This is a genomic window from Thiomonas islandica, assembly GCF_055383445.1.
The window spans coordinates 1,725,244-1,738,177 of the sequence record NZ_AP042391.1 but is presented as its reverse complement, the minus strand read 5'-3'; the positions used below and the strand labels follow the sequence as shown (position 1 = coordinate 1,738,177).

Below are 12,934 nucleotides of genomic sequence, written 5' to 3'. Positions count from 1 at the left end.
CATGCTGCGCTTTGACGTCATCAGTCTGTTTCCAGCCTACTTCGATCCGCTCGGGCAACATGGTGTGTCGCGCCGCGCGTTTGACTCCGGGCAGATGCAACTGCACTGCTGGAACCCGCGCGACTTCACCAACGACCCGCATCGCACCGTGGACGATCGCCCTTATGGCGGCGGGCCCGGTATGGTGATGCTTGCCGAGCCACTGGAACGTGCGCTCGATGCCATCGCCGCGGCCAGACAGCAAGCCGCGCTGCCCACCGCGCCGGTCTGGTTGTTTACCCCTACCGGCCGACGCATCGATCAGGCGCTGGTGGAGAGTCTGGCACAGTCGTCCGGTGCCACGCTGCTGTGCGCCCGCTATGAAGGCGTCGACCAACGCCTCATCGATCGGCGCGTGGATGCCGAGATCAGTCTGGGTGACTTTGTCCTGTCGGGCGGCGAAATTCCTGCGCTGGCGCTGCTGGACGCGGTCAGCCGCCTGCTGCCCGGAGTCCTCGGTTGCGCGCAGTCGGCGCAACAGGACAGCTTTTCCAGCGGTCTGCTCGATTGTCCGCATTACACCCGCCCCGAGCGGCTTCACGGCGAACCGGTCCCCAATGTCCTGCTCAGCGGCGACCATGCGCGCATTGCGCGCTGGCGGCGCGAGCAGTCACTGCGCCTGACACTGCAACGCCGCCCTGATCTGCTCGACCGGCTGCGCCGGCAGGGCCTGCTGACCGCCAGCGACCTGGCCTTCCTCGCCGGACTGGGATATACTTTCTCAGTTTGATCCTCTGCTGCTCTTGCCAGGTGCACATGCCACACATGCCTTGGCCCATTTCCGAATCCACAACCCGGGCAGCAAGATCGACGGAGCCCCCCATGAATTTGATTGCAACCCTCGAGCAGGAAGAGATCGCCCGCCTCAGCGCCGGCAAGACCTTCCCCCAGTTCAACCCCGGCGACACCGTGGTCGTGTCGGTCAAGGTGGTCGAAGGCAACCGCAAGCGCAACCAGGCCTATGAAGGCGTGGTGATCGCCAAGCGCAACCGCGGCCTGAACTCTAGTTTCATCGTGCGCAAGATTTCCGCCGGTGAAGGCGTCGAGCGCACCTTCCAGCTCTATTCGCCGCAGATCGCCTCGATCGAGGTCAAGCGCCGTGGTGACGTGCGCCGGGCCAAGCTGTACTACCTTCGTAACCGTTCGGGCAAGTCGGCGCGCATCAAGGAAAAGCTCGTGCTTCGCTCGGCTGCGACGCAGCGGGACGACGCAGCGCAGGCCTGACCCCTGTGTTCCAAGCGCCCTGCCCTGCAGGGCGCAGCCGACAAGCCGACCTGCTGCAGTGCACGTCGGCTTTTTTGTTGCGGCGCCGACCTTGTCCAACTCACGCGTCCCGATCATCGACCCCGAACAAGCGCGATTGTTGCGGCGCGACACCGATCTGCCCGCTGTGCCGCAGGCCGACCTCACCCCGGAACGGCTGCGGCGTCGCTTTGCCGATCCCCCACCGTGGCAGCCCGAACTGTTCGAGGACATGCAGCACCTGAGCACATTGCCGCTGCGCACCGCCGCCGTGCTGATCGCCCTGGTACCGCGGCCTCAGGGTCTACAGGTGGTGCTCACTCGCCGCACTCCGGATCTGCACGAGCATGCCGGGCAGATCAGCTTTCCCGGGGGTCGCCGCGACCGCCATGATCTGCACCCCGCCGTCACGGCGCTGCGCGAGGCGCAGGAGGAAATCCATCTGCAGCCAGCAGGCGTGGAAGTTCTCGGCACCCTGCCGCTGTACCGCACCGTGTCGCGTTACGCAGTGACTCCGGTGGTAGCGCTGCTGCCGCACGCGGCCGGCATGCAGCCACACCCCGCGGAGGTCAGCGAAGTGTTCGAGGTGCCGCTGGCGTTTCTGATGGACCCGCGCCATCACGAGCATCGGCAATGGGCGCCCGATTCACAAACCATGCTGCCATTTGCCGCGCTGCGCCGGCGCTTTCTGGTGATGCCTTACAGCGCCGGCACGCGGCGCTACGTGATCTGGGGCGCGACCGCCGCGATGCTGCGCAATCTCTACCGCCTGCTGATTGCGTAGGATAGGTACATGGCCTTTCTCTCCGTTCTGATTGCGCTGCTGATCGAGCAGCTCAAGCCCCTGGGGCCCGGCAGCGCGGTCTACCGGCTGCGGCAACTCCTGGCCGATACGGCCTCGCGCAATTTCGACGCCGGCCAGTCGCGCCACGGTGTGGCCGCCTGGTTCATCGCCGTGCTCGTGCCGACCCTGCTCACGCTGGCGATCTATCTGCTGGCGCTGCACCACAGCGTGCTGCTGGCGCTGGCGTGGAATGTCGCCGTGCTGTATTTCACCCTCGGTTTTCGCCAGTTCAGCCACTTTTTCACCGATATCCAGGATGCGCTCAACCACAATGACACGGCCACTGCGCGCAGCCTGCTGCGCCAGTGGAAGGCGCTCGACACGGTAGACATGAGCACCAGCGACATCACCCAGCAGACCATCGAGCACGCGCTGGTGTCGGTCCAGCGCTACGTGCTCGGGGTGTTTTTCTGGTTCATCTTGCCGATCGGCCCGGCCGGCGCGGTGCTCTACCGCCTCAGCGACTATGTGGCCGGCAAGTGGAACCACCCCGACAGCGAAGCCAGCCCGGCCTTGCGCAACTTTGCGCAAAAGGCCTTCGACCTGCTCGACTGGATTCCCGCGCGGCTGACCGCGATCGGCTATGCCATCGTCGGCAATTTCGAGGACGCAGTGGATGTCTGGCGCGGCTATGCCCAGCTGTGGCCGAACCGCAACACCGGAGTGATGCTGGCCTCAGCGGCCGGGGCGGTGGGCATCCGCCTGGGCGCCACGGCGGCCCGCGCACCGGCTGCGCCCACCGATACCCGATGGACGCAGGAGAGCGATAGCGCCCCCGCGGATCTGGGCATTCCCGCCATGCCTGGCGCCACGCCCCAGCCGGCGCATCTGCGCAATGTGGTCGGTCTGGTGTGGCGCTCGGTGCTGCTGTGGATGCTGCTGCTGGCCATGCTCAGCGTGGTGAGCTGGCTGAGCTGAGTCATGAAAATTTCGGTACGCGTAGCCCATGCGCATGGAGCGCAGGGCCGCGACATATTGCGCAGATCGGCAAGGCCAGAGCATCGCGCTTTGTGGCCAGCGGGCTACGCAGCAGAAAGATTCACAACTTCTGGCCGCGCCGGCGCAGCCCCGGTCATTGGCCGCTGGCTTCGCCCACCAGCAGCGCATTGACCCGGCGGACATAAGCGGCCGGATCGTCGAGCTGTCCGCCCTCGGACAGCAAGGCCTGGTCGAACACCACCTGCGCCAGATCGGCGGCATGCGCTTCGTCCTGCGCCACGCGCTGCACCAGCGGGTGGCGCGGGTTGATTTCGAGCACCGGCTTGGTCGCCAGCGGCTCGCGCCCGGCCTGCTTGAGCAGCCGCGCTAAATGCGTGCTCATGCCGTCCTCGGTGGCCACCAGACAGGCTGGCGACTCGACCAACCGCGTCGACACCCGCACATCCTGCACCCGCTCGCCCAGCGCCTGCTTGAAGCGATCGATCAGGGCCTGATGGTCGGCGGACTGCGCCTTGTCGTCCTTGGCCGCCTCGGTCTTGTCCTCGCCCTTGACCTCGCTGAGATCGACTGCCCCGCGCGCCACGGACTGCAGCGGCTTGCCGTCGAACTCGTGCAAAAAGCCCAGCATCCACTCATCCACCCGGTCGGTCAGCAGCAGCACCTCGATGCCCTTTTGCCGGAAGATTTCGAGCTGCGGGCTGGAGCGGGCAATCTTCGGCGTCTCGGCGGTGATGTAGTAGATCGCTTTCTGGCCCTCTTTCATCCGTGCCACATAGTCGGCCAGCGACACGTTCTGCACGTCATCTTCGTTGTGCGTGGAGGCCGCGCGCAGCAGCCTAGCCAGGCGATCGCGGTTGGAGAAGTCCTCACCGAAACCTTCCTTGAGCACCGCGCCGAATTCGCGCCAGAAGGTGGCGTACTTGTCGCGCTCGGCCGGATCGTCGCTGGCGGCCATGTCTTCGAGCATGGACAGCACCCGCTTGACCGACCCCTCGCGGATCGCGCGCACGTCGCGGCTTTCTTGCAGCATCTCGCGCGAGACGTTGAGCGGCAGATCGCTGCTGTCGATCACCCCGCGCACGAAGCGCAGGTAGGTGGGCATCAGGCTGTCGGCATCGTCGGTGATGAACACGCGCTTGACATACAGCTTGACCCCGGCCTTTTGCTGCCGATCCCACAGATCCATCGGCGCCTTGGACGGGATATAGAGCAGCTGGATGTATTCACTACGGCCCTCAACCCGGTTGTGCGTCCAGCGCAGCGGCGGGTTGCTGTCTCCGCTGAGCTGCTTGTAAAACTCGAGATACTGCTCGTCGGTGATCTCGGACTTGCTGCGCGTCCACAGCGCCGCGGCGCTGTTGACCTGTTCCCATTCGTCGGTGGCGACGTATTTGCTCTGCTCTGCGTCCCACTTTTCCTTGCGCATCTCGATGGGCAGGGAGATGTGGTCGGAGTATTTGCCGATCAGGTCTTTGAGCGTCCACACCCGCAGGTACTTGTCGATCTTGTCCTCGTGCGGCGTGTCCTCTGCATCGGGCCGCAGGTGCAGGATGACATCAGTGCCGCGCTGCTTTCGGGTGATGGTTTCCACGGTGAACTCGCCGGTGCCGTCGGACACCCAGCGCACCCCCTGGTCTTCGGTCATGCCGGCCTTGCGCGACTCGACGGTGATGCGGTCGGCCACCATGAACCCCGAGTAGAAGCCCACGCCGAACTGGCCGATCAGCGCGGCATCGGGCTTTTGCTTGTCGCCGAGCTTCTGCATGAACTCGCGCGTGCCGGATTTGGCGATGGTGCCCAGGTGTTCCACCGCCTCTTCCAGGCTGAGTCCGATGCCGTTGTCGCTGATGGTCAGCAGGCGCTTGTCGGGATCGACCGTGATGCGGATACGCAGATTGGGGTCGTCCTCCATCAGCGCGGGATCGTCGATCGCCTGGAAGCGCAGTTTGTCGCAGGCGTCGGAAGCGTTGGAAATGAGCTCGCGCAGAAAAATGTCGCGGTTGAAGTACAGCGAATGCGTGACCAGATGCAGCAACTGGCGTACCTCGGCCTGGAAGGCGTGGGTGTGCGCGCTGGCGGGGGCTTCGGTGGTTTGTTCTGTGCTCATGGCGGAAGAAAATTGGACGGAAAAAGACCGGGGCAAGACATGCGGTCGGGCACCCCGAAAATCAAGGGCTGGCTGCCGCCAGATCGCGCACCCCGGCCAGCCGCGGCAGCACGCGCAGGGCATTGGCCGTGGTCTGCGCTGCCGTTTGCTCGACCGACCAGCCGCGCAGTTCCGCCAGAGTTTGTGCGATGCGGGGCAGGTGTTCCGGCGCGTTGGGCACAGGCGCCTGGTCGCAGGCCATGCCGCGCGGCCGGTACAGCCAGACCGGCGGGATGTCGGGGGCGTCGGTTTCGAGCACGGGTGCGGTATCCGGCACATTCGCCAGCAACCGGCGGATGTTGCGGGCGCGCTCGAAGGTCATCGCGCCGCCAAAGCCCAGTGCAAAGCCCAGATCGATGAAGCCCTGCGCCTGCTGCATGCTGCCGTTGAACGCATGGGCAATGCCCGCAGGCCGACCGGCGGCGAACCCAAAGCGGCGCAGCCCGGCCAGCAAGGCATCCTGCGACTTGCGCACATGCAGGATCACCGGCAGATCCAGATCACGGGCGATGCGCAGCTGTGCCGCGTAGAAATGCTGCTGCCTGTCCCTGTCCAGTCCGGGGACGAAAAAGTCCAGCCCGATCTCGCCGATGCCAACGAACGCAGGGTCTGCCAGCGACTGTTCCGCCTGCCGGCGCAGCACGTCCAGATCCGCCTCCTGCGCGCGGTCGACGTAAAGCGGATGGATGCCCAGCGCATACGCCCAGCCGCACTGCCGGGCCAAAGCGAGAACCACGGCGAAATTGCCGCGCTCCACCGCCGGAATCACCCCGCTTGCCACCCCGGCCTGCCGCGCACGCGCGGCGATCTCCACCCCCCGGCCGCCGAATTCGGCCGCATCGAGATGCGCATGGGTGTCGAGCCAGATCGGGTGGGGCGACATCGGGTTTGCCTGTTCACATAGAGGTGAAAAAAGTCACAGCCCAAACCGAAATTTGCAATCAATTGCGGTCATGTCCTTGAAAAATCTGGAAAATCATGGATCTGCGTTCATTGGTTCACATGTATTTGGTTGCCTCTACCCGTTGTAGAGCCACACATTCTCTCGATTTGCTCATGCGCCGTCGCAATTTTCTTCAATCCCTCGCCCTGTGCCGACGACTTGCCAACCCGCTGGGGCGCCGCGGCCTGCTCGGCCTGGGTGTGCTCGGCGCCGCCGCGGGCAAGGCGACAGCTGCCTGCTCCTGCGGGCAATGCCCCGACTGCCGGGCGCAGGCGCAAACTGGCGATCTGCCTGCCGTGGCGTTTTACTACGGCGCGCGCATCCCGGTGGACGATCTGCGTGCGTTCGACTGGGTGGTGCTCGAGCCGCAGCACGCGCTGGTGCAGGACGCGCAGATCGTCTCCGCGCTCGGGCCGGACACCCAGGCGCTGGCGTATGTGTCGGTTGGCGAAGTCACGACCGAGCGCCCGTACTACCCCGACATGCCCAAGGCCTGGCTGCCCGCGTCGAACGCCGCTTGGGGTTCGCGCGTGGTCGATCAGACCGCTGCCGGCTGGCCGCAGTTTCTGCGCGATCGCATTGTCAAGCCGCTGTGGGATGCGGGGTTTCGCGCCTTTTTTCTCGACACCCTCGATTCATACCAACTGCTGGCCAAGACCCCACAGGCCCGGCAGCAGCAGGCGCAGGCGCTCACCAAAACCTTGCACAGCCTGGTGGCCGCTTTTCCGGGCATCCGGCTGATGCTCAACCGCGGCTTCGAACTAGTCGATGCCACTCTGGCGCCGAGCATCCTCGCGGTTGCGGCGGAATCGCTCTACCGCAGCTGGGATCAGGGCAACTCGCGCTATGTCGAGGTCAGCGCGTCCGATCGCCAGTGGCTGCTTGCGCGGTTTGGCGAGATGCGCACCCGGTTCCATCTGCCCTGCGTTGCGATCGACTACTGCGCGCCCCATGAGCGGGCGCTGGCCAGGCAGACCGCACAGCAGATCGCCGCGCACGGCCTGATCCCCTGGGTGGCCGACCCTTCGCTGGAAAGTCTGGGAGTTGGCACGGTCGAGCTGGTGCCGCGCCGCGTGCTGCTGCTGCATTCTTGCGAACAGGGCGACAGTCCGGAACTACAGGCGCAGAGCGCGCACCTCTATGGCGCCATGCCGATGGAATATCTCGGCCTGGTTCCTGAATATCGCTATGTCGGCGCGCCAGCCATCACCGAACCGCTGGCCGGTCGGTATGCGGCCATCGTGCTCTACCCGGACGACGGCAAGGTGCCGCAAGACATCCGTGCCCTGCTCAAGCGCGCCAAGGCCGAAGGCGTGCCGGTGGCCGTGCTCGGATACGCCGATCTGGATGTGCTGGCCGAGCTGGGCGAGCAGGTCGGCAAAGACCCACTGGTCGCGCCGATCAAGGTACAGCGCCAGCCGGACACGCCCAACGGCGAGGTCATCCCGCTAATCAGTGCGCAAGACACCGCGAGGCTGGTCGCCGGGCCTGGGTCGCAAGTCTGGCTGCAGGCCACCGGCGCCGACGGACAGACCATGGACGGCGCGGCCATCACTCCCTGGGGCGGCTATGCGCTTGGAGCGTTCGGGGTTTTCAACCTCCCGGGCAACACCGGCACCCGCTGGGCGATCGACCCGGTGGAGTTCTTCCGCGCTGCGCTGCGCGTGGGTTTAGACCCCATGCCCGACATCACCACCCGCACCGGGCGACGAGTGTTTTTTGTGCATTTCGACGGCGACGGCTGGCCCAACGCCTGCGAGCGGCCCGGTTCGCCGCTGGCCTGCGAGGTGCTGGTCAGCGAATTCCTCGAACAGTACAAGGTGCCCACCCTGGCCTCGGTGATCATCGGCGAGATCAGCCATGAGGGACTGTATCCCAAGCTGGCCGACACCTCGCAGAAATGGGCGCGGCGCATGTATGCACTGCCGTGGGTCGAGGTGGGCAGCCATACCTGGTCGCATCCATTCAACTGGGTTGCAGCGAGCGAGACCCACAGCCTCGGCAAAAAGACAAAAAACTATCCCTACGGCAATTACCTGCCGCTTCCCAACTACACCTTCAGCACCAGGAGCAATGTCATCGAGGCGGCGCAGTACATCAATGAGAAGCTCTGCCCACCAGGCAAAAAGTGCGACATGATTCTCTGGCCCGGTGACTGCAATCCGCCGAATGAGGCTGTGGCGATGGCCTACGAGTACGGCCTGGGCAATATCAACGGCGGCGGCGCGTCTGGCGGCGCGTCTATCAGCAAGACCCAGCATACACTGTCTAGCATCTGGCCGATGGGGATCCCGAAGGGCAAGTATTTTCAGGTCTACGCCCCGCAGTCGAACGAAGAGGACTTTACGCACAACTGGACCGGCTCCTACTTCGGCTTCGAGCGGGTGATCGAGAGCTATCAGATGACCGATTCTCCCCGCCGCCTCAAGCCGATCGACATCTACTACCACCCCTACATCGTCACCAAGGCGGCCGGAGCGAAAAGCCTGCACACGGTGTATCAGTGGGTCCTCAAACAGTCGACTCACGCGATCTACGGCCGCCAATATTTCCGCAGCGTGCTGGACTGGCGGCGGGCCACGGTGGCGCGGCGGCTGGCCGGCGGCTGGCGGCTGCGCGGCGGCACAGAGTTACGGCAATGGGCGCAGCCGGTCGCGGCCGCCAGGCCCGTGCTGGCACAGTGCCGCAATCTCGTCGGCTGGAACGCGCATGGGCAACGGCGGTATCTGCATGCCAGTGCGGCCGAGGTCATCCTGCAGACCGGTACCGCCAGCGCAGCCGTGCCCAGGCTGGTCGATGCCAATGCCGATCTCACTCAATGGGCCGTGCAAACCGGCGGCACGGTGCAACTGCGACTGCAGGGCCATCTGCCGGTCGAGGCGGTTTTCGATCTGCCGGCCGGATGGTCGGCCCAGGGCGCCAGCGGGGTCACCGTGGACAGCACGCCAGCGGGAGTGCGTGTGCGCAGCAACGGGACTACCGTCGACCTCATCCTGAGGCGGGCCTGACCGACAATTGGTGCCGATGCAGGATCGCTCCAACCCCGCCGCACGCGATCCGCTGCACATCTCTCCGGATGATCCGCAGCGCAGTCGTCTGTTTCCGCGTGGCGCCCTGCTTGGGCTGGGGTTGCTGTGCGCCGGCACACTGGCGCTGGTCTATCCGGGGCAGAGTCTGATGCGCCTGCTGGCCACCAGCAGCGACAACGCCCTGGCCATCGATTACCTGCGCCACCTGGTGCACTTACGCGGCGACGACATCGCATTGCGGCTGATGCTGGCGCAGCGCTATATGCGCATCGGAGAGCCGCAAAAGGCACTGGACGTGCTGGGCACGCTGCAAAGCCCTCAGGCCGATGCGTTGCGGCTGCAAATCTGGAAGACGCGCTGGTTCGATGCCAGGGCACTGCACCAGCCCGTCAAGGAGGCGCAGGCACGACACGCGCTCTTGATCCTGCTGCAGCGCACCCAGCCCGACAGCTACTCTGCCTGGCGCGACACCGTGCTGTTGCTGCTGGGGCTGGACGCGCCGCATGCCGCGCAGCGGCTGGCAGCAATGATCACCCGCTTCCTGCCACTGCCGCCAGCGGCCGCGCAGCAGGCGGGGCAGTTGCTCGTCGGCCTGCATGCCCAAGCCTTGGCCGCGCAGGTGCTGTTCGACACCGCCAGGGGCCGGGTCACACCGGCCGAGCGCGACGGCCTGATCCGCGCGGCTGCAAACGCGCTGCTCGCTGCCAACCAGCCGACGCTGGCCTACCGCCAGACCGCCGCTGCGCTCGGCTCGGGTCCAATCGCCTCCGACATGGCCTGGTTCATGGTGCGGCTGGCGCTGGGCGCCAATCAGCCCGCTGAGGCGGCGCGCTGGCTGAAGCAGGCAGCCCCGCTCGATGCACCCGCCGCCCAGCTCGGCCAGACGCTCACCCCGCCCCAAATCGAACTGGCGTGGCAGGTGCTGCTCGCTGGGGGCGATCTGGCCGGCGCGGTGCATCTGGCCGACTCCGCGCTCGCCAGGCAGCCGGGCAACCGCGCCTGGGCCGAGCGTCGCGCGCAGGTGCTGGAATGGAGCGGCCAACCCGAGGCCGCGATGCAGCAGTGGGTCGCGCTGCTGCGCGCCCAGTTCAGTCGTCACGCGCTCGACCAGCTCCACCGCCTCGCCCTTGCGCTGTATTCGAGCAGCGGTCTGGAGACCTACTGGGAACAGCGCGCAGCGCACACCACGCTGAGCGCCACCGAGTGGCTGCAGTATGCACAGGTGCTGGAAACCAGCGGCCACCCCGAGCAAGCGGCGCGCATCCTGCGTCAGGCTGCGGTCAAGGAACCTGCGGTGCTCACGCCGCTGGCCTGGCTGCTGGGCAATCTGGGTGACATCGACGCCTCGCTGGCCACCTACGCCGAGGCCTTGCGCCGCGGCACGCTCGACCTGCGCGGCAGCATCGACTATGCAATCACGCTGCTGCAAAACGGCCAGTTCGAGCAAGCGCTGCGGGTGCTCGAGGCCACACAACACCTACCCAGCCGGCTGGATTGCGGCCCCGGGCGTCTGGCTTGGGCACAGGTGGACGGGCCAGCCACCGCACACACTGCCCCGTGCAACGACGCGGTGCTGCTTGCCACGCATCAAGGGCTGCTGGGCGACATCGCCTGGGACATGGGCGAGCAACGCCGCGCCGAAGCCGCCTACGGCAGCCTCTGGAACACCCCCGATCTGCGCGACCACATCAAGCCCTATCAGCTGCAGCGCTTCATCATCCTCACCCAAAAATCGCAGGGCGATGCCGTGGCGCTGTACCTGCTGCCGCAGGCCTGGGACAAGGCGCCGTCCGAGGCGCTGGCATTGCTGTGGTTGCAGGCGCTGGTGCGCCAACCCAGCCAGCAGGGCATCGACCAGTGGCAGCGCGTGGTGCTGGACAGCGAGGCCGGCGCCCCGCTGCGCGAGCAGCCGCAGATGTACGCCACCCGCGCGCAGGTCTGGCGGGCGCTGGGCCGCGACGATCTGGCGCTGGCCGATCTGCGCTCCGCGCTGCGCCTGTCGCCAAACAACACCGACAACCAGATCGCGCTGTTGTGGATGGAGATCGACGCCAATCAGCTCGACACCCTGCGGACGGACATGGCACGGTACGCCCGCGGCCTGCAGGGCCTGCCCGATGGCCTGGACGTGCTTTCCGCCGCCGCGCAGACCGTGGGCGACAGCGCTGCCGCGCTGCGCTACAGCCAGGCCCTCTACCCCCGCAGGAAGACCGACCCGCTCTGGCTGCTGAACTACGGCGACTTGCTCGCTCAAGCTGGCGACAGCCGCCGCGCCCGGGCGGCCTACGACCAGGCCTGGGCGCTGCTGCAACTGCCGCACAAGCCTGCCGCACCTGGCAAAACCACCGACAGGGATCTGGACGACCTACTCGCCCGGCTGCGCCTGAGCCACGGGCGGCTGGACGGTGCCGGCCAGCAGGCGTTGCTCGCCCAGTTGCGCGACAAGCTTCGCAGCGGCACGCTGACCAGCCAGCAAACCCTGCAGGCCAACGCCGCGATTGCCGACTGGCTGCTGCGGCTGGACACCAACTCGGCCGCGCGCTGGTGGCTGGCGCGGCGCGTCCTCACCCCAGCGGCGCGGCAGTCGATCGAGCTGCAGATGGCGCTGCGCGACAACGACCGGCAGGCGGTCGATCGCCTCTTGCAGCAAGGTGCCGCGCGCCACCTGCTGCCGCAAGACAAGCCCGAGACACAGCGCATCGCAGGCCGCCCGCTGCAGGCGCTAGCCGCAGCCGAACAGGTCTTGGAGGCCGCAGCCGAACGCGGACAGGACAACCCGGCGCTGCAGGCACTGGCGCGGCAAACCGTCGAGCAGCAGCTCGCGCTGGCGCACCGCGCCACGCTCACGCTGGAACATCGCCAGATCGACAATGTGGTGCGGCAGGGGCCGGTGCTGCGGTTGTCGCTGCAGCTCGGCGAGCAGTGGCGCGTGCTGGCGCAGGCCAGCCGTCAGCCCATGCACAGCAACAACCCCGCCGCCTTGGTCGGTGTGCCCTCCACCTGGAGCGAGGTGCAGATCGGCGCGCAGTGGCAAGGCGAGCACACGCGAATCGGTGCCGCACTCACGCACAACAACGCGGTGGGCCCACTCAACGGCTGGCGCATCGACGCGGCCACGCAGCTGCCGGGCAATGTGCGCGCGCAACTGCAGGCCGAGCACAACGCCGTGGCCGACGAATCCGGCCCGCTGCAGATCGCAGGCCGCCGCGACCGGCTGCTGCTTCGGCTGTCGCGAGACCTCGGCCGTGCCTGGGCCAACCTGAGCACCACGGTGATGAAGTACGACACCCGCCGCGGCGACCCACTCGGGCATGGCACGAGCACTCAGTTCGAGCTCGGCCTGTGGCTGCGCCGGGAAGAGCCTGACCTCAGCGTCAGGCTGCTCGGATACTCCAACCGGTTCAGCGCCAATGCCGACCCACCGCTGCCCCCCTACGCCCCACTGGTTCCGAGCGGTGCCGCGCCGAATGCGGCCTTTTTCATCCCGGCCGGGGACGATGTGTTCGGCCTGGGGCTGGGTTTCAATATGGCGCACAGCGACACCTACACCCGCCGCTGGCTGCCGTATGCCGAAATCGATGTGCTGCAATCGCGCAGACTGGGGCTGACCAACAACCTGAACCTGGGCATCCACGGCCCGGTTTTCGGCCCGGATGAACTGTCCTTGAGCTACCAGCGCCAGCAGAACACCTCGGGTCTGAACCGCCAGTGGAGTGTGCAATACCGGCTGTGGTTCGGCCGCTGACCGCGTT

The 12,934-nt window shown here is 66.5% G+C and carries 8 protein-coding genes; 6 read left to right on the top strand and 2 right to left on the bottom strand.

The genetic code is table 11. From position 1 onward, the window contains the following. Window positions 1-4: 4 nt before the first annotated feature. The 4 genes from trmD to ACZ47F_RS08470 all read left to right on the top strand — a co-directional run bounded on the left by trmD (window position 5) and on the right by ACZ47F_RS08470 (window position 3,043). Window positions 5-769 carry a tRNA (guanosine(37)-N1)-methyltransferase TrmD gene (trmD, locus tag ACZ47F_RS08485; RefSeq protein WP_464926606.1) on the top strand — a complete coding sequence of 255 codons (765 nt, stop codon included), beginning with the start codon at window positions 5-7 and terminating at the stop codon, window positions 767-769. Between the two features lie 92 nt (window positions 770-861). Beyond that, window positions 862-1,263, top strand: coding sequence for a 50S ribosomal protein L19 (gene rplS, locus ACZ47F_RS08480; protein ID WP_464924298.1), 402 nt, complete (start codon window positions 862-864; stop codon window positions 1,261-1,263). 91 nt (window positions 1,264-1,354) lie between these two features. After that, a complete protein-coding gene (locus ACZ47F_RS08475; protein WP_464924297.1) occupies window positions 1,355-2,065 on the top strand; it encodes an NUDIX hydrolase in 711 nt (236 codons plus the stop codon). A 9-nt stretch (window positions 2,066-2,074) separates the two neighbouring features. After that, the gene (locus ACZ47F_RS08470) at window positions 2,075-3,043 is read left to right on the top strand and encodes a CobD/CbiB family protein (RefSeq protein WP_464924296.1); all 969 of its coding nucleotides are present in this window, start codon (window positions 2,075-2,077) and stop codon (window positions 3,041-3,043) included. Window positions 3,044-3,197: 154 nt separating this feature from the next. Here ACZ47F_RS08470 and htpG read toward each other — a convergent pair whose 3' ends face one another. Then, window positions 3,198-5,171 carry a molecular chaperone HtpG gene (gene htpG / locus ACZ47F_RS08465; protein ID WP_464924295.1) on the bottom strand — a complete coding sequence of 658 codons (1,974 nt, stop codon included), beginning with the start codon at window positions 5,169-5,171 and terminating at the stop codon, window positions 3,198-3,200. 61 nt (window positions 5,172-5,232) lie between these two features. Next, a complete protein-coding gene (locus ACZ47F_RS08460; RefSeq protein ID WP_464926605.1) occupies window positions 5,233-6,078 on the bottom strand; it encodes a TatD family hydrolase in 846 nt (281 codons plus the stop codon). Window positions 6,079-6,266: 188 nt separating this feature from the next. On the opposite strand from ACZ47F_RS08460, the gene ACZ47F_RS08455 reads away from it, so the two are divergent. Continuing rightward, entirely contained in the window at window positions 6,267-9,161 is a 2,895-nt protein-coding gene (locus tag ACZ47F_RS08455) for a bifunctional glycoside hydrolase 114/ polysaccharide deacetylase family protein (protein ID WP_464924294.1), read from the top strand. A gap of 16 nt (window positions 9,162-9,177) precedes the next feature. After that, window positions 9,178-12,927, top strand: a complete 3,750-nt coding sequence (locus ACZ47F_RS08450) for a tetratricopeptide repeat protein (protein WP_464924293.1) — start codon at window positions 9,178-9,180, stop codon at window positions 12,925-12,927. The last annotated feature ends 7 nt before the right edge of the window (window positions 12,928-12,934 follow it).